Raw genomic sequence first — 22,481 nt, forward strand, 5'->3', positions numbered from 1 at the left:
ATGAGTAAAGAAATGCTAGAGGCCTTCCGCATTTTGGAAGAAGACAAGGGAATCAAAAAAGAAGACATCATCGACGCAGTAGTAGAGTCGCTTCGTTCCGCTTATCGCAGACGCTATGGTCAATCTGACAGCGTAGCTATCGACTTCAATGAAAAGACAGGTGACTTTACTGTCTATACTGTTCGTGAAGTTGTTGATGAAGTATTTGATAGCCGTTTGGAAATCAGCTTGAAAGATGCCCTTGCCATTAATTCAGCCTATGAGCTTGGTGACAAAATCAAATTTGAAGAAGCACCTGCTGAGTTTGGTCGTGTAGCAGCCCAATCTGCTAAACAAACCATTATGGAAAAAATGCGCAAGCAAACACGTGCCATCACCTATAATACTTACAAGGAACATGAACAAGAAATCATGTCTGGTACGGTAGAACGTTTTGACAACCGTTTCATCTATGTCAATCTTGGCAGCATCGAAGCCCAATTGTCCAAACAAGACCAAATCCCTGGAGAAGTCTTTGCTTCCCATGACCGTATCGAAGTCTATGTTTATAAGGTTGAAGACAACCCTCGTGGTGTCAACGTCTTTGTCAGTCGTAGCCATCCAGAAATGATCAAACGCTTGATGGAGCAAGAAATTCCAGAAGTGTATGATGGAACTGTTGAAATCATGAGCGTGGCTCGTGAAGCTGGTGACCGTACGAAAGTTGCCGTTCGTAGCCACAATCCAAACGTGGACGCTATCGGGACAATCGTTGGACGTGGTGGTGCCAATATCAAGAAAATCACCAGCAAATTCCACCCAGCTCGCTACGACGCCAAGAGCGACCGCATGATTCCTGTCGAAGAAAACATTGACGTTATCGAGTGGGTAGCAGATCCAGCTGAGTTTATCTACAATGCTATCGCACCTGCAGAGGTTGACCAAGTTATCTTTGATGAAAATGACAGCAAACGTGCCTTGGTCGTTGTACCTGATAACAAGCTTTCTCTTGCTATCGGTCGTCGTGGACAAAACGTTCGCTTGGCGGCTCACTTGACGGGTTACCGTATCGATATCAAGTCTGCCAGCGAATTTGAAGCTATGGAAGAAGCAGGTCAAGTTGATTACGCAGCTGCGGATGAATTGATCGAAGAATAAAAGCTGCTAGAGGAGGGAAAGATGAAAACAAGAAAAATCCCTTTGCGCAAGTCTGTTGTATCCAATGAAGTGATTGATAAGCGTGATTTGCTCCGCATTGTCAAGAACAAAGAAGGACAGGTCTTTATCGATTCGACAGGCAAGGCCAATGGCCGTGGCGCTTATATCAAGCTAGACAATGCAGAAGCCCTAGAGGCAAAAAAGAAGAAAGTCTTTAACCGCAGCTTTAACATGGAAGTGGAAGAAAGCTTTTATGACGAGTTGATCGCCTATGTTGATCACAAAGTGAAAAGAAGAGAGTTAGGACTTGAATAAGCAAAAGATAAGTAATCTCTTGGGACTTGCTCAACGAGCAGGCCGGATCATATCAGGTGAGGAATTGGTGGTCAAGGCCATCCAAGACCAGAAAGCCAAGTTAGTCTTTCTAGCCCATGATGCTGGTCCCAATCTGACCAAGAAGATTCAAGATAAAAGTGACTATTATCAAGTAGAAGTTATAACCGTGTTTTCAACACTGGAATTAAGCATAGCAGTCGGAAAATCGCGAAAGGTTTTGGCTGTGACAGATGCTGGATTTACAAAGAAAATGAGGTCTCTTATGGAATAGAAGAGGAGGACATGATTTGTCTAAGAAAAGATTGTACGAAATCGCAAAAGAACTTGGAAAAGAAAGTAAAGAAGTTGTAGCGCGTGCAAAAGAGTTGGGCTTGGATGTGAAAAGCCACTCATCAAGCGTGGAAGCTGCTGCTGCTGAGCAAATCGCAGCTAGCTTTAAACCTGCACCTGCTCCTAAGGCAGAAGCAAAACCTGCAGCACCAAAAGCAAGTGAAGCGAAGGTGGAAAAGAAATCTGAAACACCAGTAGCTCCTAAGGAAGAAAAAGTAGTAGCTGCTAGACCACAAAGCCGAAACTTCAAGGCAGAGCGTGAAGCTCGTGCAAAAGAGCAAGCAGAGCGACGCAAGCAAAACAAGGGCAACAACCGCGACCAACAACAAAACGGGAACCGTCCCAAAAATGAGAACCGTAATGGTGGAAAAACAGGTCAAGGAAACCGCGACAACCGTCGTTTTAATGATCAAGGGAAGAAACAACAAGGTCAGCAAAACCGTGGTAATGATCGTCGCCAACAAGTGGAAAATCGTCCGAACCAAGCTGGTCCACGTATTGATTTCAAGGCTCGTGCAGCAGCCCTGAAGGCAGAACAAAATGCCGAATACGCACGCTCAAGCGAGGAACGTTTCAAACAGTCACAAGCAGCTAAAGAAGCCTTGGCTCAAGCTAATAAACGCAAAGAACCGGAGGAAATCTTTGAAGAAGCTGCTAAGCTAGCTGAACAAACTCAGCCAGCAGTAACAGTAGCTCCTGTAGTCAAAGAGCCTGTAGTAGATACACGTCGTAAAAAACAAGCCCGACCAGACAAAGATCGTGATGATTACGATCGTGAAGAAGATGGTCCTAGAAAACAACAAAAGAATCGAAGTAGTCAGAATCAAGTGAGAAATCAAAGAAATAGTAACTGGAATAACAACAAGAAAAATAAAAAAGGGAACAAGCAAAACAACCGTAACCAGACTCCAAAACCTGTTACAGAGCGTAAGTTCCACGAATTGCCAACAGAATTTGAGTATACAGATGGTATGACTGTTGCGGAAATCGCAAAACGTATCAAACGTGAACCAGCTGAAATCGTTAAGAAACTCTTTATGATGGGTGTCATGGCCACACAAAACCAATCCTTAGATGGGGAAACCATCGAACTCCTCATGGTGGATTACGGTATCGAAGCCAAACAAAAGGTTGAAGTGGATAATGCCGACATCGAACGTTTCTTTGTAGAAGATGGTTATCTCAATGAAGATGAATTGGTTGAGCGTCCACCAGTTGTAACCATCATGGGACACGTTGACCATGGTAAGACAACCCTTTTGGATACCCTTCGTAACTCTCGCGTTGCGACAGGTGAAGCAGGTGGTATCACTCAGCATATCGGTGCCTATCAAATCGTGGAAAATGGCAAGAAGATTACCTTCCTTGATACACCAGGACACGCGGCCTTTACCTCTATGCGTGCGCGTGGTGCATCTGTTACCGATATTACCATCTTGGTCGTGGCGGCCGATGACGGGGTTATGCCTCAGACTATCGAAGCCATCAACCACTCAAAAGCGGCCAACGTTCCAATCATCGTAGCTATCAACAAGATTGATAAACCAGGTGCCAATCCAGAACGTGTTATCGGTGAATTGGCAGAGCATGGTGTTATGTCAACTGCCTGGGGTGGTGATTCTGAATTTGTTGAAATCTCAGCTAAATTCAACCAAAATATCGAAGAATTGTTGGAAACAGTCCTTCTTGTGGCTGAAATCCAAGAACTCAAGGCAGACCCAACAGTGCGTGCGATCGGTACGGTTATCGAAGCTCGCTTGGATAAAGGGAAAGGTGCGGTCGCAACCCTTCTTGTGCAACAAGGTACCTTGAATGTCCAAGACCCAATCGTTGTCGGAAATACCTTCGGTCGTGTACGTGCTATGACCAATGATCTTGGTCGTCGTGTCAAGGTTGCAGGCCCATCAACGCCGGTTTCTATCACAGGTCTAAACGAAGCGCCAATGGCGGGTGACCACTTTGCCGTTTACGAAGATGAAAAATCTGCGCGTGCGGCTGGTGAAGAACGTGCAAAACGTGCCCTCATGAAACAACGCCAAGCTACCCAACGTGTCAGCCTTGAAAACCTCTTTGATACGCTTAAAGCTGGTGAGCTTAAGTCAGTCAATGTCATCATCAAGGCCGACGTACAAGGTTCTGTTGAAGCCCTTTCTGCCTCACTTCAAAAGATCGATGTAGAAGGTGTCAAAGTTACCATTGTCCACTCGGCAGTCGGTGCTATCAACGAATCTGACGTGACTCTTGCGGAAGCTTCAAATGCCTTTATCGTTGGTTTCAACGTACGCCCTACACCACAAGCGCGTCAACAAGCGGAAGCTGACGATGTAGAAATCCGTCTCCACAGCATTATCTATAAGGTTATCGAAGAGATGGAAGAAGCCATGAAAGGGATGCTTGACCCAGAATTCGAAGAAAAAGTTATCGGTGAAGCAGTTATCCGTGAAACCTTCAAGGTATCTAAAGTCGGAACCATCGGTGGATTTATGGTTATCAACGGTAAGGTTACCCGTGATTCTAAAGTCCGTGTTATCCGTGACGGTGTCGTTATCTATGACGGTGAACTCGCAAGCTTGAAACACTACAAAGACGACGTGAAAGAAGTTACAAACGGTCGTGAAGGTGGATTGATGATTGATGGCTACAATGATATCAAGACTGATGATGTGATTGAGGCCTATGTCATGGAAGAAATCAAACGATAATAGAGAAACGATAGCTCATTTGACTCGTTGTCAACAGCGCCTTGATGAACTTTAGTTCTATCAAAGGCTTGTTTCCTAGATTCAAATGGCTCTAGTTCCTCTATCTAACAGAAATAGCTAGGTCTGCTGGCCTAGCTTTTGGTTCAAAGTAGAGAAAGGAATATCATGGCAAATCATTTCCGTACGGATCGTGTAGGCATGGAAATCAAGCGTGAAGTCAATGAGATTTTGCAAAAGAAAGTCCGTGATCCCCGTGTTCAAGGTGTGACCATCACAGATGTTCAGATGCTAGGTGACTTGTCTGTTGCCAAGGTTTACTACACCATTTTGAGTAACCTTGCTTCAGATAATCAAAAAGCTCAAATCGGGCTTGAAAAAGCAACTGGTACCATCAAACGTGAACTTGGTCGCAATTTGAAATTGTACAAAATCCCAGATTTGACCTTCGTCAAAGACGAATCCATCGAATATGGAAACAAGATTGACGCAATGCTACGCAATCTGGATAAGAACTAATACTCTTCGAAAATCAAATTCAAACCATGTCAGCGTCGCCTTTCCGTACTCAAGTACAGCCTGCGGCTAGCTTCCTAGTTTGCTCTTTGATTTTCATTGAGTATAAGAAAGAGGGGATTCCCCTCTTTTTTCTTGTCGGAGTAGTTTGTTTGCTAATCATCGATATATTGCCCTTGTAAAACGCAGTTTAAAAAATTTGTAAATTTCAAATAGTATGATATGATAAAGCTTGATATAAATGAAAAACGGAGAGATATATGGCTAAACAAGATATAGCTATGCAAGTACTACAACAAGTGGTGAAACTACCCGTAGTCAAAGTTGATCGAGAGAAATTTTTAGTAGAAAAGTTTTCCAAGGAATTAGATCGCAAGGATATTGCAACCTTATTAGAACAAGGGCCAACTTCTTTGTTACCTCAGGAAAGCTTGGACCGAGTGGCAAAGGCCTGTATTAAGGACAATGTCCTGTTAGCCAGTGGAACTTCGGTTTTGGCAGGTTTACCTGGAGGCCTTGTCATGGCGATTACTATTCCGACAGATGTAGCCCAGTTTTACGCTTTCTCGTTAAAGCTAGCTCAGGAACTAGGGTATATTTACGGATTTGATGATCTCTGGGCATCGCGCAATGAGTTAAGCGAGGAAGCTAAAAACACACTCCTACTGTATCTCGGTGTGATGCTGGGAGTAAATGGCGCAGGTGCCCTGCTTCGATCAGGCGGTGTGACAGTAGCCAAGCAAGTCATAAAAGTAGTGAACAAGAAAGCCTTGACAAAAACTCTTTGGTATCCAATTTTAGAAAAAGTTTTGAAAATTTTTGGTGTCAATCTGACAAAAGGAGGCCTAGCTAAAGGGATGGGGAAAGTGATTCCTATCCTAGGTGGAGTCATTTCTGGTGGCTTAACCTTTGCGACCATGAAACCGATGGGAGAAAGATTGCAACAGGAATTGTCCAAGCTAGTCAACTACAATGAAGTGCAATATCAAAGAGACGTTGATACTATCCGAAAAGAGGTCGAAATCATCGAAGGAGAGTAATATGGGATTCATTAAAATTCTGACCAAGACTTACGGGAATTACTTTTTTGTGATGCAAAGCATCAAAGTCCTGAAGAACATGAAAAGAGATGACAATGCTCTAGTAGGTTTCGGGAAAGTACTGCTTGCTGACAAGCTGATGGATGTAGCCCAGTGGCTCGCAAAACCAGATGATAAGGAATAACTTGAAATGAAAGAAACTAGCAGGAACTCTTCTGCTAGTTTTTTAATCTCTTTCCATATGGTATAATATAAGCAGTAAAATCATTTTATACTCTTCGAAAATCTCTTCAAACCACGTCAGCTTCACCTTGCCGTAGGTATGGTTACTGACTTCGTCAGTTCTATCCACAACCTCAAAACACTGTTTTGAGCAACCTGCGGCTAGCTTCCTAGTTTGCTCTTTGATTTTCATTGAGTATTAGAACATACATGGAGGTCGTCATGGACAATATCATCGATGTGTCAATTCCCGTTGCAGAAGTGGTAGACAAGCACCCGGAAGTCTTGGAAATCCTAGTAGAGCTCGGTTTTAAACCACTTGCTAATCCCTTGATGCGCAACACTGTTGGGCGCAAAGTATCGCTTAAGCAGGGTTCTAAACTCGAAGGAACTCCTATGGACAAGATTGTCCGCACGCTAGAAGCAAACGGCTATGAAGTGATTGGATTAGACTAATGGCAGATGAACGGATTCATATCCTACGGGATATTTTGCTAGAATTGCACAATGGTGCCTCTCCTGAGTCGGTTCAGGAGCGTTTTGATGCGACTTTTACAGGTGTTTCAGCTATCGAGATTTCTCTCATGGAGCACGAATTGATGAACTCAGATTCAGGAGTCACCTTTGAAGATGTCATGGAACTCTGTGATGTCCATGCTAATCTTTTTAAAAATGCAGTTAAGGGTGTCGAAGTAGAGGATACCGAGCATCCTGGCCACCCCGTTCGCGTCTTCAAGGATGAAAATCTAGCTCTCCGTGCAGCTTTGATTCGCATTCGGAGACTGTTGGATACCTATGAGTCTATGGAAGATGAGGAAATGCTGGCAGAGATGCGCAAGGGCTTGGTACGTCAAATGGGGCTGTTGGGGCAATTTGACATCCATTATCAGCGCAAGGAAGAGCTCTTTTTTCCCATCATGGAGCGCTATGGTCACGATTCACCTCCTAAAGTCATGTGGGGAGTGGACGATCAGATCAGAGAACTCTTTCAGACAGCTCTAGCGATGGCTAAGGCACTACCAGAAGTGGCGATTTCCACTGTAAAGGAGGCCTTTGAAGCTTTTGCGACAGAGTTTGAAAGTATGATTTTCAAGGAAGAGTCCATCCTCCTCATGATTCTCCTTGAGTCTTTCACCCAGGATGACTGGATTCAGATTGCGGAGGAGAGCAATGCCTACGGCTATGCCATCATTCGTCCGTCCGAGAAATGGGTGCCAGAACGACAGAGTTTCGTTGAGGAAAAGAGTGCAGAGGAGCCCGTGCAGCTGGACACGGCTGAAGGTCAAGTTCAGCAAGTTATCGATACACCAGAAGGCCAGTTCACCATTACCTTTACCCCTAAGGAAAAGGAAGCAGTGCTGGACCGTCATAGTCAACAGGCTTTTGGCAATGGTTATCTCTCCGTCGAGCAGGCCAATCTCATCCTCAATCACCTCCCTATGGAGATCACTTTTGTCAATAAAGACGATATTTTTCAGTATTACAATGACAATACGCCAGCTGATGAGATGATTTTCAAACGGACGCCGTCCCAAGTCGGGCGCAATGTAGAACTCTGCCATCCGCCCAAATATCTAGAAAAGGTGAAGGCCGTTATGCAAGGTCTTCGTGAAGGGGTCAAGGACAAGTATGAAATGTGGTTCAAGTCAGATTCGCGAGGCAAGTTTGTCCACATTACCTATGCTGCGGTACACGATGAAAACGGGGAATTCCAAGGCGTGTTGGAGTATGTTCAGGATATCCAGCCCTACCGAGAGATTGATACGGACTTCTTCCGTGGATTAGAATAAGGAGAATCAATGAGTTACGAACAGGAATTTATGAAGGAATTTGAAGCTTGGGTCAATACCCAGATCATGATCAACGACATGGCGCACAAGGAAAGTCAAAAGGTCTACGAAGAAGACCAAGACGAACGTGCCAAAGATGCCATGATTCGCTACGAAAGTCGCTTGGATGCCTACCAGTTCTTGCTTGGTAAGTTCGAAAATTTCAAGGCAGGCAAGGGATTCCATGATTTGCCAGAAGGATTGTTTGGTGAGCGAAACTATTAAAATACAGATACTTTCTTGATTTTTTCCCAAAATCTTGATAGAATATCTTTATTAAATCCTTGTCAGAGCAGGGATTTTTTATTGAAAGGATTTTATCATGTCAAAGAAACTCCAACGTAAAAAACAATTGCGAAATAGCCTTCGTCGCTCAGGTGCCTTTTCAAGTACGGTGACCAAAGTTGTCGAAGAGACCAAAAAAGTCGTGAAACACGCAGAAAAATCTGCCAGCGAAGCAGGAAAAGTTGTCTCTAAAAAAGTGGAACAAGCAGTAGAAGCGACCAAGGAACAAGCTCAAAAAGTAGCCAATTCAGTAGAAGATTTCGCAGCTACTTTGGGTGGCCTCTCAGTAGATCGTGCTAAGACTTTCTATGATGAGGGGATCAAGTCGGCTGCTGACTTTAAAAACTGGACTGAAAAAGAACTCCTTGCCTTGAAAGGAATTGGCCCAGCTACCATTAAGAAATTAAAAGAGCACGGAATCAGCTTCAAGTAATCTTTCTTGCCCCTTGCATTTCCGAGAAAAACTTGCTACAATAGAGCCATTAGAGGTGTTTTGGATCCCACATTTTACAGAAAGTGGCGGTGCTGAGAAGTCCACAAATGTGTCAAAACTGGTTGCTGATGAATGAAAAATTGAAATATTAGAATAGTCTTTTTGATTCCGTTTAGGACTAGGCAGCGAGTTGCAGGCTGTACTCAAGTACGCCAATGCGAGCTAACGACGTCATAAAGGAGAAACAATAAGACGAAAGTTGCGGGCTCTGCCCGAAATTGGGTGGTACCGCGGATAAGCACATTCGTCCCTGTCATGTAGATGGCAGGGGCGATTTTTTGTAGAAAGCGAGGTAGAAGGATGACAAGAGCAACATTGCCAGAACGTTTAGAAACCGAACGGCTAGTCTTGCGAGTCCGTACCGTGGCTGATGTTGTGGATATCTTTGACTATGCCAGCAGGCCAGAAGTTTCCTACCCAGCAGGCTTTCCGCCCGTCAAGAGCTTGGAAGATGAGATTTATTATCTGGAGCATATTCTGCCCGAGCGTAATGAAAAGAACGATCTTCCAGCGGGCTATGGAATTGTCGCTAAAGGAACCGATAAGGTCATCGGCTCTGTTGATTTCCCTCGTCGTCACGAGGATGATGTCTTGGAGATTGGCTATATCTTACATCCAGACCATTGGGGTCTAGGTTATGTTCCAGAAGCAGCGCATGCCTTGATTGACCTAGCTTTTAAAGAACTGGGTCTTCATAAGATTGAACTGACTTGCTTTGGGTATAACCTTCAAAGTCAACGAGTCGCAGAGAAACTTGGCTTTACCTTAGAAGCTCGAATCCGAGACCGTAAAGATGCCCAAGGCAACCGCTGTGACGATTTGAGATACGGCTTGCTGAGGAGTGAGTGGGAGGTGGTTTGATGCACATTTTCATCATTGGCGCTCCAGCTTCAGGAAAAATGACGATTGGGCAAGAACTATCTCGAAAGACAAATGCTACCCTCTTTTATAACCATCAAGCCATTGATTTTGCACTAGAAATCTATCAGGACTATACAGAGGAAATGTGGGAATTTGTTCGTGGAATTACCTTTTCTTTCCTTGGAGCAAGTGCTAGGAATCAGCGATCTGTGATTTTAACAGACGTAATTGATTTTTCAAATCAGTACCAGCTGCTGTATTTGAAGCAAATTCAGGATTTGGTGGATGATTATCATCAAGAGATTCTGTTTGTTGAGTTGGAAACGACACTTGAAGAGCGCTTACGTCGAAATCGAACGGAGAATCGATTAAAGCATAAACCCTTAAAACGACATATTGAGGTATCTGAAAGAGAAATTTTGGAGACTGCTGAAACACTTCAATTAAATTCTCAACATCAACCGAATGAGTTGCACCACTACCTTAAAATGAATAATACGAATCTGTCTGCAGAAGAGGTTGCTAAGCAGATTCAAGATAAAATGAATACAATAGAGAAAGGACAAACACATGTCTAAAGAACTTTCACCTAAATACAATCCAGCTGAGGTTGAGGCTGGTCGTTACCAAAAATGGCTTGACGCTGATGTTTTCAAGCCTTCAGGCGATCAAAAGGCTAAGCCTTATTCAATCGTTATTCCACCACCAAACGTAACTGGGAAACTCCACCTTGGTCACGCTTGGGATACGACTTTGCAGGATATCATTATCCGTCAAAAACGCATGCAAGGTTTTGATACGCTTTGGCTTCCAGGGATGGACCACGCTGGGATTGCGACTCAGGCTAAGGTTGAGGAGCGCTTGCGTGGTGAAGGCATTTCCCGCTATGACCTTGGTCGTGAAAAATTCTTAGATAAAGTCTGGGAATGGAAAGACGAATATGCGACGACTATCAAGGAACAATGGGGCAAGATGGGGCTCTCTGTAGACTACTCTCGTGAGCGTTTCACTCTTGATGAAGGTTTGTCAAAAGCTGTTCGCAAGGTTTTCGTGGACCTTTACAAGAAAGGCTGGATCTACCGTGGTGAGTTTATTATCAACTGGGACCCAGCAGCTCGCACAGCCCTTTCTGATATCGAGGTGATCCACAAGGATGTCGAAGGTGCCTTCTACCACATGAACTACATGCTGGAAGATGGCTCACGCGCCCTTGAAGTTGCGACAACTCGTCCTGAGACCATGTTTGGGGACGTTGCGGTTGCGGTCAATCCAGAAGACCCACGCTACAAGGACTTGATTGGTAAAAATGTTATCCTTCCTATCGCTAATAAATTGATCCCAATCGTTGGAGATGAGCACGCTGATCCTGAGTTTGGTACTGGTGTCGTGAAAATTACACCTGCCCACGATCCAAACGACTTCTTGGTTGGTCAACGCCATAACTTGCCACAAGTCAACGTCATGAACGACGACGGGACTATGAATGACTTGGCCTTCGAATTTGCAGGTATGGATCGCTTTGAAGCTCGTAAGGCAGTTGTTGCTAAGTTAGAAGAAATCGGCGCCCTCGTCAAAATCGAAAAACGTGTCCACAGTGTTGGTCACTCAGAGCGTACTGGTGTTGTGGTTGAGCCACGCTTGTCTACGCAATGGTTCGTTAAGATGGACCAATTGGCCAAGAATGCCATTGCCAACCAAGACACAGACGACAAGGTAGAATTCTACCCACCTCGTTTCAACGATACCTTCCTCCAATGGATGGAAAATGTCCATGACTGGGTAATCTCTCGTCAGCTCTGGTGGGGTCACCAAATCCCTGCTTGGTACAATGCTGAGGGTGAAATATACGTTGGTGAAGAAGCTCCAGAAGGTGACGGTTGGACTCAGGACGAAGACGTCTTGGATACGTGGTTCAGTTCTGCCCTTTGGCCATTCTCTACCATGGGCTGGCCGGATGTCGACTCAGAAGACTTTAAACGTTATTATCCAACATCAACTTTGGTGACTGGTTATGATATTATTCCGTTTTGGGTGTCTCGGATGATTTTCCAAGGTTTGGAATTTACTGGCAAGTCGCCATTCAAAAATGCCTTGATTCATGGTCTCATTCGTGATGAGCAAGGACGCAAGATGTCGAAATCTCTCGGTAACGGGATTGATCCAATGGATGTTATTGATAAGTACGGAACAGATAGCCTTCGTTGGTTCCTTTCAAACGGTTCTGCACCAGGGCAAGACGTGCGTTTCTCTTACGAGAAAATGGATGCTTCATGGAACTTCATTAACAAGATTTGGAACATCTCTCGCTACATCCTCATGAACAATGAAGGTTTAACCCTTGAACAAGCAACTGCCAATGTGGAAAAAGTTGTCAACAAGGAAGCTGGAAATGTCACAGACCGCTGGATTCTCCACAACCTCAATGAAACCATCGGCAAAGTCACTGAAAACTTTGATAAGTTTGAGTTTGGTGTGGCTGGCCACATCCTCTACAACTTCATCTGGGATGAGTTTGCGGACTGGTACGTTGAGTTGACCAAGGAAGTCCTTTATAGCGATAACGAAGAAGAGAAAGTCATCACACGTTCTGTTCTCCTTTACACTTTGGACAAGATCCTTCGTCTCCTTCACCCAATCATGCCATTCGTGACAGAGGAAATCTTTGGACAAATCTCAGAAGGCTCTATCGTTACAGCAGAATACCCAACTGTTAACCCAGCCTTTGAAGACCTTGCGGCCCACACAGGTGTCGAAAGCCTCAAAGACTTGATTCGTGCAGTTCGGAATGCGCGTGCGGAAGTAAACGTAGCACCAAGCAAGCCAATCACAATCCTTGTGAAGACAAGTGACAGCGACCTGGAAGCCTTCTTTAACAGCAATGTCAACTACATCAAACGCTTCACAAATCCAGAACACTTGGAAATCGCATCAACCATCCCTGCACCTGAACTCGCAATGTCAAGCGTCATCACAGGAGCAGAAATCTACATGCCACTCGCTGACCTCCTCAATGTCGAAGAAGAACTGGCTCGTCTCGACAAGGAACTAGCTAAATGGCAAAAAGAACTGGATATGGTAGGCAAGAAGCTCTCTAACGAACGCTTCGTAGCCAATGCCAAACCAGAAGTCGTCCAAAAAGAACGCGACAAACAAGCCGACTATCAAGCGAAATACGACGCGACCGTCGCACATATTGATGAGATGAAGAAGTTGGTGAAATAAACACAGAAACACGGTGGCATGCCGTGTTTTTTTGTTATAATAGTGTTAAATATACATTAAAGGAGAGGTAGATTTATGCCTTATGAAATAGGTGGAAGAGCAGATAAATTAGGTAATAAATATGAGTTCAATTGGATTGTTTTGAAATTTATTGATATTATAGCTGAAAAAATAGATGCTATAAAAATTGAACCAATTGGTCCCGAAGCTGATCGTGTGGATGTTTTAGTAAGATATAGAAATGGGAGTAAGGAGGCACAGCAATGCAAAGGAAGAAATGCTAGTAAAGAAACTTGGTCTCTTGCGGATTTAAATCAAAGAGGAATTCTTAATAGTTGGAGGAGACATTTAGAAAGGGATCCACAAGTAAAGGTTTCATTAGTTAGTCCACTACCGTTTACAAGTTTCTCCGATTTGATTTATAGGGCTAAAACCAATGATGATGATCAGTATTTCATTGAATATCAGGTTCAGACATCTCCAGTAGTTAGTAGCTTGTTGAACGATTATATTAAATATTTAGGATTTTCTAAGGAGAAAGACATTCGAAAAATTATAAATTTTTTAAGTAGAACTGTGATTAGACAAGAGCCATATCCAGAAAATGAAGAATTTATTAAAGATAAGGTTAGTCAATATTTTATTGGTGATGCTGCTAGCATAAAGTCAAAATTCATTAATTTAATTTTACAAGGTGAAATTTATGGAAGATGGTTTTCATTTCAGGATTTGGAGAAATTTATTAAAAATGAGAAAATTGAATTCAGAAATTTAGCACGTGATGATAGGATAATACCTAGAATAAATATTTTAAATGATGAGTATAAAAATAGCTTTAAAACATTGGATTCCGGTCTAAAAATTCGCACACAATTTGATGAATGTAAGAAATATATTCAAGAAGGAAAATCAATTATCATTCACGGGAAAGCTGGGAATGGTAAAAGTGGTTTAACAGAAAATATTATTGATTGGTGTAATAAAAGTAATATTTTACACTTAGATTTAAAACTAGATTGTTATATTCCTGAGGGTACAGCACAAGGATGGGGGGAGAAATTAGGATTTCCTGCTAGCATCAGTTATTGTTTGAACGCTTTTTCTAAAGAGGATAATGCTGTTCTTATATTAGATCAACTAGATGCATTAAGATGGACAGCAAAAAATTCTAAAAGTTCACTTACGACTTGTTTGGAGTTGATTCGAGAGATACAGAACCTCAATTCGGAAAGAGAAAATAAAATCTCAATTATTTTTGTTTGCAGAACTTATGATTTAGAAAATGATGACGGAATTAAGGCGTTATTTGAAAATAAATCGAAAGATGAAACTGAATCTTGGCATAAAGTTGAAGTTAATGAATTATTGGAAAATGAGGTTGAGGAAATTTTAGGAAGTAAATACCATAGCTTTCCAAATAAATTAAAACAGTTACTAAGAACTCCTAGCAATCTCTATATATGGGAACAAATTAATAACAAAGAGGAGTACTATCAAATAACAAGTACATATAATCTAGTAGATAAATGGTGGAGAGATTTATTAGAGAAGTGTCACGATGCTAGCCTCATTGAAGATAATCTGAGTGATTTAAAAGAAAAATTTGTAAAACTATTTACGGATACAGGTGAAACTGTATTTAGCAAGAGAAGACTACTGGGTAATGAGAGGGCTTTGCGTTATCTAACCAGTCAAGGGATGCTAACAGAACGTTCCAACAAAGTTTCTTTTGTTCATCAGTCATTCCTAGACTGTTTTGTTGCAGAGCGAATGATTCTTGATTACTATACTAATTCTGATGTAAACGACATTCTTGGAAATAAAACACAACAGAATCCAACAAGACGTTATCAATTTCAGATTTTTCTTCAATCATTATTAGAGGAATCAGAAAAAGATTTTTTAAATTTTGGGACTAGATTAATAAAGAGTGATAATGTCAGGTTTAATTTCAAATATGTTTTCTTTGAAATCTTAGGAAGTATTCAAGAACCATCTAAAAAGATTTTAAATTATATAGCAGAGCTGATTCAAGAAACAGAGTATAGAAATCATTTGTGTCAAACGGTAATTAGTAGTCGTCAATTATATGTGAATTTTTTAGTGGAAGAGGGTATTTTAAAAAAGTGGTTAGATGAGAATAGAATATTAGTAATTAATTTAATAAGTAGTATCTCTCCAAATTACACAACTGAAAGTATTAAATTTATCAAATTATCTATAGCAAATTCTGATGATAAAAATGAGTGGCGGGGCTGTTTCTTTAATGATTATCATAATGATTCAGAAGAATTTTTTAAGGTAAGATTGCATTATTGGAAATCTTATCTAAAAGAACCAGATTTGTTTGACGACTTCTATAAAAATATAAACGCATATACAATTAAGATTATATGTTTATTTCTTGACAAATTTCAAGGCTCTGATAATAGTAATAGATTTTATAGTGAATCAAAGGAATTCGACGAAGATTCGCATAATTACATAGATAAAAATTGTATACAAATCGTCAAAATATTATTGCCTTATCTTAAAAAGTATTCCGAGAATAATTCTACTAAATACAATCCAACCCTGAAAGAACGCGATAGATTACAAAGATATTACCTTCATTTATTAAATGAAACCAATAAATGTCTAATTTCGAAATATCCTGAGATTTTTTTTGAAATTTATAGTAGTTATATGGGAAATGGTGATTATCTCTATAATGAAGTTATTTTAGATGCAATGTATCACTTGCCTACGAATTATTTTAATACTTGTGTTGAATATTTACTGGCTGATTTTGATAAAACACTCTTTGAAAAATCTCAAGGCCATTCAAGCAAATTATTTTTAGCCAAACGGTTGATTTCAAAAGTTTCACAGAGCTGTTCGTTAGAAATGTATAATAAACTTGAAGAACAAATTATTCATTATGTTTCACCTGAGGCTAAACAAAGACTAGCAAGAAGAATTGAAAGAAATAAATCTCAAGATGATTACAGGGTTTATTGGTCATTTTGGGGAAGTTTACAATTTGAATTACTATCAGTTTTACCGAAAGAAAGGATAAGTAAAGAAGCTATCGAATTATTAAAGGTATTAGAACGATCTAATAGTTTTTCTGATTCTTTTTATGACCCACACTGTGGAAGTGTAGTTTCTCCATTACAAGGTAAGAATATTTCTGCTAAATCTTGGAGAAATATTCTCATCAGCCCAAAAGGTGAGACAAAATGTAGATGGAATAGTGAGAGAAACATATTTATTGAGTCTTCTCCTAGAGAATTGGCTACTGATTTTAGAAGTACTGTTTCTAAAAATCCTAAAGAGTACGTTTCTTTATTTTTAAACTTATCGTCTAATCATAAAATCAATGAACATTATATAGATGGTCTACTGGGGGGGATTGTAGACTTAGAAAAAATTCCAGATACTATTTTAAGTGATCTTGAATTCATACTATTAAATTTTGTAAATGAAAATAATTGGGAGAATCTTTATTATTTTTTCCGAGTCATAGAGAAACACGCAAACATAGAATGGTCCGAGAAAGTTTTGGAAAGGCTTAATTATTATCTTAAGAAAACTGATTTAGATGCTCTTGATAAATTTAACGAGAATCAAACTATGGAAAATTATTTACAACAGTCATACTCAAATTTAAGAGGTCATGGAATACATGCTTTAACAAAACTAATAGAAAATTCACCAACAAACATTTCGTACTTCAAAAATACTATCATTTCACTTGCTAATGATAAGACTGATTACATACGCTTAAATGCTATTTTTCTTCTGTATATAATTTTGGATTTAGATAAGGATTTTGCTAGAGAGTTATTTAGAGGGATTTTTACGGATGAAAAGATGTTAGCTCATTGGCATAGTAACTACATTTTGTATAGACTATACGAAGATGAGAAAGAACAAATTCAATGTCTATTGCAGTTAGCTTTTGATTCAAAAGATACATTACTTGTAAAAAATGCTTCATGCCTGATTACAGAAATTTACTTAAATAAAGGAGATATGGAATCAACTGTATATAGTGGAAGTGGACTTCAAGTAGAAGGTATTTGTCAGATGGCTATTAATTATTTAAAGGAAAAGAACCATGAAGACAAATCAAAGAAGATTATACTGAGTTATTTAGGTAAGAATGTTACAAATTTAGAAAACATTTTACCACAACTATTCAGGGATGATTTATTAGATATTAAAGAAGATAAGGATTTAATATTTAATCTACTAACTTCTGAATATAGAGATAAATTATATTATTATTTTTTAGAATCTCTTGAAAAACAAGAATCAATTTCAGAATATGAAAACATCATTTTTGAAACAGTATGCAATATTGTGAGTAAAACTAATAAATTGAAATTAGAACCATATTATTATAGACGAATAGAAGAATATCTTTCTAGATTGATGATGCAACTTTACGATAAACATATGGGGGACGATATTGCTGATAGGTGTTTAGATATTATTGATCAAATGTTTGAAAATGAGCTCGGCAGCTCACGAACTCTGATTGAAGAATTGATGAATAAATAACAAAATTTTATAAGAAATTGATTGTAAGAGATTGAATTATTATGAGTCTTAGAAAGAATTAGTTAAACATAATGTAATGTATTCTTTTCAAGAGTTAGTCTTTTTACATATAAAAGCTAAAGTAAAAGATATAGATTTCTCTCCCTTAACCTTTGACTATTCCGCAAAATTATCGTACAATAAAGAGTACATGATAAAATGAGGTCAGAGTCTGTTTGCTCTGGCGATAGTAGTAAAAATGAGGAGAAACGCTTTGGAATTAGAAGTATTTGCTGGGCAAGAAAAAAGTGAACTATCTATGATTGAGGTAGCGCGTGCTATCTTGGAACTTCGTGGTCGCGACCATGAGATGCATTTTAGCGATCTTGTAAATGAAATTCAAAACTACCTTGGAACATCAAACAGCGATATCCGCGAAGCTTTGCCTTTGTTCTACACAGAGTTGAACTTTGACGGTAGCTTCATCTCTCTTGGAGACAACAAATGGGGTCTTCGTTCATGGTATGGTGTAGACGAAATTGACGAAGAAATCATCGCTCTTGAAGAAAGTGACGACGATGAAGTAGCTCCAAAAGCTAAGAAAAAACGTGTCAATGCCTTCATGGATGGCGATTCAGATGCTATTGACTACAATGCGGATGATCCAGAAGACGAAGATGCGTACGAAGCAGATCCAGCTCTTTCATACGATGATGAAAATCCAGATGATGAGAAAAATGAAGTGGAAGCTTACGATGCAGAAATTAACGAAATCGCTCCTGATGACTTGGGTGAAGATGTGGATCTTAACGAAGAAGACGACGAGTTTTCTGACGATGACGCTGAAACGAGTGAAGAAGAGTAAAAGACTTCACAGAGGAGATCGTAAGATCTCCTTTTTTTGTTGCTTGAGCAGGTCATCCGTTTGGATGCGGATCTTTAGTTGGTTTTCTGAAAACAATCTCCTTTTTTCACCTTTTACCAATTCGGGTTGACAAATGTTCTGCTTTGAGGTATTATATTGTTCGGGCACCTCTTTTAGAGGTCGGGGCTCCCTAGTTACTAGGGAGCTATTTTTGTTTTTCAGGAAGTTTTTCTTGAAAAGTCGTTATTCATAAGGGTCTTGTTTTCTATCTCCCCTCGTAGTTAACAAGGCCTTGAGCATTTTAGAAAGAGGAATCTATGTCTACGAAATATATTTTTGTAACTGGTGGTGTGGTGTCGTCTATTGGGAAAGGGATTGTGGCAGCAAGTCTGGGTCGTCTCTTGAAAAATCGTGGTCTAAAAGTGACTATTCAGAAGTTTGACCCTTATATCAATATCGATCCGGGAACCATGAGTCCTTACCAGCATGGGGAAGTCTTTGTTACAGATGATGGGGCTGAGACCGACTTGGACTTAGGTCACTATGAACGTTTCATCGATATCAACCTCAACAAATATTCCAACGTGACAACTGGTAAAATTTACAGTGAAGTTCTTCGTAAAGAGCGCCGTGGAGAATACCTTGGGGCAACTGTTCAGGTTATTCCTCATATCACAGATGCTTTGAAAGAAAAAATCAAGCGTGCCGCTGTAACGACCGACTCGGATGTCATTATCACAGAGGTTGGTGGAACCGTTGGGGATATCGAGTCCTTGCCATTCCTAGAGGCTCTTCGTCAGATGAAGGCAGATGTGGGTGCAGATAATGTCATGTACATCCATACAACCTTGCTTCCATACCTCAAGGCTGCTGGTGAGATGAAAACCAAACCGACTCAGCATTCTGTAAAAGAATTGCGTGGATTGGGAATCCAGCCAAATATGTTGGTTATTCGTACGGAGAAACCAGCTGGCCAAGGAATTAAAAACAAACTAGCTCAGTTTTGTGACGTGGCTCCAGAAGCTGTTATCGAGTCTTTGGATGTCGAACACCTTTACCAAATTCCATTGAATTTGCAGGCACAAGGTATGGACCAAATTGTCTGTGACCATTTGAAACTAGACGCACCAGCAGCGGATATGACAGAATGGTCAGCCATGGTGGACAAGGTCATGAACCTGAAAAAACAAGTCAAGATTTCCCTTGTTGGTAAGTATGTGGAGTTGCAAGATGCCTACATCTCTGTGGTCGAAGCCTTGAAACATTCTGGGTATGCCAACGACGCAGAAGTGAAGATTAATTGGATCAATGCCAATGATGTGACAGCAGAGAATGTAGCAGAGCTCTTGTCTGATGCGGACGGAATCATCGTACCAGGAGGTTTTGGCCAACGTGGTACGGAAGGAAAAATCCAAGCCATCCGTTATGCGCGTGAGAATGATGTCCCAATGTTGGGTGTCTGCTTAGGAATGCAGTTGACTTGTATCGAGTTTGCTCGTCACGTTTTGGGCCTTGAAGGGGCTAATTCTGCAGAGCTCGATCCTGATACAAAATACCCTATCATTGATATCATGCGTGACCAGGTTGATGTTGAAGATATGGGGGGAACCCTTCGATTGGGACTTTATCCATCTAAGTTGAAACGTGGTTCTAAAGCAGCGGCTGCTTATCACAATCAAGAAGTGGTGCAACGCCGTCACCGTCACCGTTATGAGTTTAACAACGCCTTTCGTGAACAGTTTGAGACAGCAGGTTTTGTCTTCTCAGGTGTTTCTCCAGACAATCGTTTGGTCGAAATTGTGGAAATTCCTGAAAATAAATTCTTTGTGGCTTGTCAGTATCACCCTGAACTTTCCAGTCGTCCGAACCGTCCAGAAGAACTCTACACTGCCTTTGTTACTGCAGCAGTCGAGAACAGTAATTAGCACAATCAGAACCTTTGAGAAGAATCTCAGAGGTTTTTTAATTGCCTTGCTCCTATACGGCTTCCCTATTTGTCCTAGAGCCCTTTTTGTGTTACAATGAATGGTATGAAAGCTAAGAAATTATGGATGACTGGCTTGACTGTGGCTGGTCTAAGTGCCCTTGCTTTAGGGGCTAAAAAAGCAGCAGATAACCACAAACTCATGAAGACTCAAGAAGAGTTGACCGCTATCGTGCGCGAACTTTTCTCAGATATGGGTGAGATTGCGACTATTTATGTTCAAGTCTACGAAAGTAGCCTAGAGCGACTCGTCGGAGGAGTCGTTTTCGAGGATGGTCGTCACTATACCTTTGTCTATGAAAATGAAGACCTAGTCTATGAGGAGGAAGTCTTATGATTACTCCCGATAGTATAGAAGAACTAGCAGGTTTTGTCGAGCAAGATGGCAAGAAGGTCTTCCTTTTTGTGGCGGACTGGTGTGGCGATTGTCGTTATATCTATCCATCCTTGCCAGAGATTGAGGAGGCCAATCCAGAGTTCACCTTTATTCGAGTGGACCGTGACCAGTACATGGATCTAGCCAAACTCTGGGATGTGTACGGCATTCCTAGCCTTGTTGTGCTAGAAAAGGACAAGGAAATCGGCCGATTTGTCAATCGTGACCGTAAAAGCAAGGAACAAATTAACGACTTTTTAGCAGGACTGAAATAGGAGAAAAAGGAAACAATGATTTTTACATATAATAAAGAGCATGTTGGCGATGTCCTTATGATCATCGTGAAAAACAGCGGAGATGCCAAGTTGGACGTGGAGCGCAAAGGCAAGGTAGCCCGTGTTTTCCTCAAAGAAAATGGAGAAACAGTAGCTTGGAATATTTTCGAAGTTTCAAGTTTATTTGAAGTTGCAGAGCGAGGTCAAGTCTTTTTAACAGATGAGCAAGTCGCTCGTTTGAACCAAGAATTGCAGACGGAAGGCTTTGCAGAAGAGATTGTCAATGACAAAGAACCTAAGTTTGTCGTCGGTGAAATTGTCGAGATGGTAGCCCACCCAGATAGTGACCACCTCAACATTTGTCAAGTGGCCGTCGCAAGTGACAAGACAGTGCAAATCGTGGCAGGAGCACCTAATGCGCGTCTTGGCCTGAAAACCATTGTAGCTCTTCCTGGAGCGATGATGCCAAAAGGCAATCTCATTTTCCCAGGCGAACTTCGCGGTGAAAAGAGTTTTGGCATGATGTGCAGCCCTCGTGAATTGCATTTGCCAAATGCTCCGCAAAAACGTGGTGTTATTGAATTATCAGAAGACCAAGTTGTCGGAACTCCATTTGACCCAGCTAAACACTGGACGGCCTAGGAAATTGTCGGTATTTGATAGACCAGATAGAGGGGGATAAGATGGCGAAAAATGTAGTAATTACAGGAGCGACCTCTGGAATTGGTGAAGCGATTGCGCGTGCTTATCTGGAGAAGGGGGAGAATGTCGTTCTAACAGGGCGACGGAAAGACAGATTAAAGGCCCTCAAGTCAGAGTTTGCAGAAACTTTTCCAAATCAAACAGTTTGGACCTCTCCACTGGATGTCACGGATATGACCATGGTCAAGACTGTCTGCTCCGATATTTTGGAAACGATAGGGCAGATTGATATCTTGGTCAATAACGCTGGACTAGCTCTTGGCTTGGCTCCCTATCAAGACTATGAAGAGTTGGATATGCTGACCATGTTAGATACCAATGTCAAGGGGTTGATGGCAGTTACTCGCTGTTTCTTGCCAGAAATGGTAAAAGCCAATCAGGGACATATTATCAATATGGGATCGACCGCAGGAATCTATGCCTATGCGGGTGCAGCTGTTTACTCAGCCACCAAGGCAGCAGTTAAGACTTTTTCAGATGGCCTGCGAATTGATACCATCGCAACGGATATCAAGGTGACCACCATTCAGCCAGGGATTGTCGAAACAGATTTCTCTACAGTTCGTTTTCACGGTGATAAAGAGCGGGCTGCGACCGTCTATCAGGGAATAGAAGCCCTGCAAGCACAAGATATCGCAGATACGGTTGTCTATGTGACCAGTCAGCCTCGCCGTGTGCAGATTACAGATATGACCATTATGGCCAATCAACAGGCTACAGGTTTCATGGTTCATAAAAAATAAAAAATTTCTTCGAAAAGTTACAAATTTTTGTAACTTTTT

At 41.2% G+C, this 22,481-nt stretch carries 21 protein-coding genes; all 21 read left to right on the top strand.

The window, feature by feature from the left end; all coding sequences use genetic code 11:
• The 21 genes from nusA (at position 1) to O3655_RS08885 (ending at position 22,442) form a co-directional block, all read left to right on the top strand.
• Positions 1-1,137 (top strand): transcription termination factor NusA, encoded by a 1,137-nt coding sequence (gene nusA / locus O3655_RS08785; protein ID WP_000032277.1) that lies wholly within the window; start codon positions 1-3, stop codon positions 1,135-1,137.
• A gap of 21 nt (positions 1,138-1,158) precedes the next feature.
• On the top strand, positions 1,159-1,452 hold the full coding sequence (rnpM, locus tag O3655_RS08790) for an RNase P modulator RnpM (protein ID WP_049500979.1): 294 nt from the start codon (positions 1,159-1,161) through the stop codon (positions 1,450-1,452).
• On the top strand, positions 1,445-1,744 hold the full coding sequence (locus O3655_RS08795) for a YlxQ-related RNA-binding protein (protein WP_001041396.1): 300 nt from the start codon (positions 1,445-1,447) through the stop codon (positions 1,742-1,744). Before rnpM ends, O3655_RS08795 begins: the two co-directional genes overlap by 8 nt.
• A 16-nt stretch (positions 1,745-1,760) precedes the next feature.
• Entirely contained in the window at positions 1,761-4,505 is a 2,745-nt protein-coding gene (infB, locus tag O3655_RS08800) for a translation initiation factor IF-2 (RefSeq protein WP_084944016.1), read from the top strand.
• A 165-nt stretch (positions 4,506-4,670) separates the two neighbouring features.
• Positions 4,671-5,021 carry a 30S ribosome-binding factor RbfA gene (gene rbfA / locus O3655_RS08805; protein ID WP_001273599.1) on the top strand — a complete coding sequence of 117 codons (351 nt, stop codon included), beginning with the start codon at positions 4,671-4,673 and terminating at the stop codon, positions 5,019-5,021.
• A 257-nt stretch (positions 5,022-5,278) separates the two neighbouring features.
• Complete coding sequence (locus tag O3655_RS08810) at positions 5,279-6,058, top strand: hypothetical protein (RefSeq protein ID WP_001118422.1); 780 nt, start codon at positions 5,279-5,281, stop codon at positions 6,056-6,058.
• A 1-nt stretch (position 6,059) separates the two neighbouring features.
• Positions 6,060-6,242, top strand: a complete 183-nt coding sequence (locus O3655_RS08815) for a hypothetical protein (protein WP_049479740.1) — start codon at positions 6,060-6,062, stop codon at positions 6,240-6,242.
• 260 nt (positions 6,243-6,502) lie between these two features.
• Positions 6,503-6,736 carry a DUF1858 domain-containing protein gene (locus O3655_RS08820; protein WP_000368739.1) on the top strand — a complete coding sequence of 78 codons (234 nt, stop codon included), beginning with the start codon at positions 6,503-6,505 and terminating at the stop codon, positions 6,734-6,736.
• Positions 6,736-8,070 carry a DUF438 domain-containing protein gene (locus O3655_RS08825; protein WP_308697421.1) on the top strand — a complete coding sequence of 445 codons (1,335 nt, stop codon included), beginning with the start codon at positions 6,736-6,738 and terminating at the stop codon, positions 8,068-8,070. The genes O3655_RS08820 and O3655_RS08825 overlap by 1 nt, the downstream gene beginning before the upstream one ends.
• Before the next feature lie 9 nt (positions 8,071-8,079).
• Positions 8,080-8,334: a DUF1912 family protein gene (locus O3655_RS08830; RefSeq protein WP_000119707.1), complete on the top strand. Its 255-nt coding sequence runs from the start codon at positions 8,080-8,082 to the stop codon at positions 8,332-8,334.
• Positions 8,335-8,431: 97 nt separating this feature from the next.
• On the top strand, positions 8,432-8,827 hold the full coding sequence (locus O3655_RS08835) for a helix-hairpin-helix domain-containing protein (RefSeq protein WP_000038699.1): 396 nt from the start codon (positions 8,432-8,434) through the stop codon (positions 8,825-8,827).
• A gap of 360 nt (positions 8,828-9,187) precedes the next feature.
• Positions 9,188-9,748: a GNAT family protein gene (locus O3655_RS08840; RefSeq protein ID WP_308697422.1), complete on the top strand. Its 561-nt coding sequence runs from the start codon at positions 9,188-9,190 to the stop codon at positions 9,746-9,748.
• Positions 9,748-10,326 (top strand): AAA family ATPase, encoded by a 579-nt coding sequence (locus O3655_RS08845; RefSeq protein ID WP_371641303.1) that lies wholly within the window; start codon positions 9,748-9,750, stop codon positions 10,324-10,326. The genes O3655_RS08840 and O3655_RS08845 overlap by 1 nt, the downstream gene beginning before the upstream one ends.
• Positions 10,319-12,970 (top strand): valine--tRNA ligase, encoded by a 2,652-nt coding sequence (locus O3655_RS08850; protein ID WP_308697424.1) that lies wholly within the window; start codon positions 10,319-10,321, stop codon positions 12,968-12,970. Before O3655_RS08845 ends, O3655_RS08850 begins: the two co-directional genes overlap by 8 nt.
• Positions 12,971-13,045: 75 nt before the next feature.
• Entirely contained in the window at positions 13,046-17,518 is a 4,473-nt protein-coding gene (locus O3655_RS08855; protein ID WP_308697425.1) for a hypothetical protein, read from the top strand.
• Between the two features lie 253 nt (positions 17,519-17,771).
• Complete coding sequence (gene rpoE, locus O3655_RS08860; protein ID WP_000418415.1) at positions 17,772-18,362, top strand: DNA-directed RNA polymerase subunit delta; 591 nt, start codon at positions 17,772-17,774, stop codon at positions 18,360-18,362.
• 317 nt (positions 18,363-18,679) lie between these two features.
• On the top strand, positions 18,680-20,287 hold the full coding sequence (locus O3655_RS08865) for a CTP synthase (protein ID WP_308697426.1): 1,608 nt from the start codon (positions 18,680-18,682) through the stop codon (positions 20,285-20,287).
• 96 nt (positions 20,288-20,383) lie between these two features.
• Positions 20,384-20,683 (top strand): DUF4651 domain-containing protein, encoded by a 300-nt coding sequence (locus tag O3655_RS08870; RefSeq protein WP_096753422.1) that lies wholly within the window; start codon positions 20,384-20,386, stop codon positions 20,681-20,683.
• Positions 20,680-20,997: a thioredoxin family protein gene (locus O3655_RS08875; protein ID WP_308697427.1), complete on the top strand. Its 318-nt coding sequence runs from the start codon at positions 20,680-20,682 to the stop codon at positions 20,995-20,997. Before O3655_RS08870 ends, O3655_RS08875 begins: the two co-directional genes overlap by 4 nt.
• A 15-nt stretch (positions 20,998-21,012) precedes the next feature.
• Positions 21,013-21,639, top strand: a complete 627-nt coding sequence (gene ytpR / locus O3655_RS08880; protein WP_308697428.1) for a YtpR family tRNA-binding protein — start codon at positions 21,013-21,015, stop codon at positions 21,637-21,639.
• A 41-nt stretch (positions 21,640-21,680) separates the two neighbouring features.
• The gene (locus O3655_RS08885; protein WP_084944851.1) at positions 21,681-22,442 is read left to right on the top strand and encodes an SDR family NAD(P)-dependent oxidoreductase; all 762 of its coding nucleotides are present in this window, start codon (positions 21,681-21,683) and stop codon (positions 22,440-22,442) included.
• Positions 22,443-22,481: the final 39 nt, after the last annotated feature.

The organism is Streptococcus sp. 27098_8_70, assembly GCF_041432215.1.
GTDB classification, from domain to species: Bacteria; Bacillota; Bacilli; order Lactobacillales; family Streptococcaceae; genus Streptococcus; species Streptococcus oralis_CP.

What these genes read in the sequence shown, in the direction of transcription:
- nusA (WP_000032277.1), top strand. Translation starts at nt 1, where the DNA reads ATGAGTAAAGAAATGCTAGAGGCCTTCCGCATTTTGGAAGAAGACAAG.
- rnpM (WP_049500979.1), top strand. Translation starts at nt 1,159, where the DNA reads ATGAAAACAAGAAAAATCCCTTTGCGCAAGTCTGTTGTATCCAATGAA.
- rbfA (WP_001273599.1), top strand. Translation starts at nt 4,671, where the DNA reads ATGGCAAATCATTTCCGTACGGATCGTGTAGGCATGGAAATCAAGCGT.
- O3655_RS08810 (WP_001118422.1), top strand. Translation starts at nt 5,279, where the DNA reads ATGGCTAAACAAGATATAGCTATGCAAGTACTACAACAAGTGGTGAAA.
- O3655_RS08815 (WP_049479740.1), top strand. Translation starts at nt 6,060, where the DNA reads ATGGGATTCATTAAAATTCTGACCAAGACTTACGGGAATTACTTTTTT.
- O3655_RS08820 (WP_000368739.1), top strand. Translation starts at nt 6,503, where the DNA reads ATGGACAATATCATCGATGTGTCAATTCCCGTTGCAGAAGTGGTAGAC.
- O3655_RS08825 (WP_308697421.1), top strand. Translation starts at nt 6,736, where the DNA reads ATGGCAGATGAACGGATTCATATCCTACGGGATATTTTGCTAGAATTG.
- O3655_RS08830 (WP_000119707.1), top strand. Translation starts at nt 8,080, where the DNA reads ATGAGTTACGAACAGGAATTTATGAAGGAATTTGAAGCTTGGGTCAAT.
- O3655_RS08835 (WP_000038699.1), top strand. Translation starts at nt 8,432, where the DNA reads ATGTCAAAGAAACTCCAACGTAAAAAACAATTGCGAAATAGCCTTCGT.
- O3655_RS08840 (WP_308697422.1), top strand. Translation starts at nt 9,188, where the DNA reads ATGACAAGAGCAACATTGCCAGAACGTTTAGAAACCGAACGGCTAGTC.
- O3655_RS08845 (WP_371641303.1), top strand. Translation starts at nt 9,748, where the DNA reads ATGCACATTTTCATCATTGGCGCTCCAGCTTCAGGAAAAATGACGATT.
- O3655_RS08850 (WP_308697424.1), top strand. Translation starts at nt 10,319, where the DNA reads ATGTCTAAAGAACTTTCACCTAAATACAATCCAGCTGAGGTTGAGGCT.
- O3655_RS08855 (WP_308697425.1), top strand. Translation starts at nt 13,046, where the DNA reads ATGCCTTATGAAATAGGTGGAAGAGCAGATAAATTAGGTAATAAATAT.
- O3655_RS08865 (WP_308697426.1), top strand. Translation starts at nt 18,680, where the DNA reads ATGTCTACGAAATATATTTTTGTAACTGGTGGTGTGGTGTCGTCTATT.
- O3655_RS08870 (WP_096753422.1), top strand. Translation starts at nt 20,384, where the DNA reads ATGAATGGTATGAAAGCTAAGAAATTATGGATGACTGGCTTGACTGTG.
- O3655_RS08875 (WP_308697427.1), top strand. Translation starts at nt 20,680, where the DNA reads ATGATTACTCCCGATAGTATAGAAGAACTAGCAGGTTTTGTCGAGCAA.
- ytpR (WP_308697428.1), top strand. Translation starts at nt 21,013, where the DNA reads ATGATTTTTACATATAATAAAGAGCATGTTGGCGATGTCCTTATGATC.
- O3655_RS08885 (WP_084944851.1), top strand. Translation starts at nt 21,681, where the DNA reads ATGGCGAAAAATGTAGTAATTACAGGAGCGACCTCTGGAATTGGTGAA.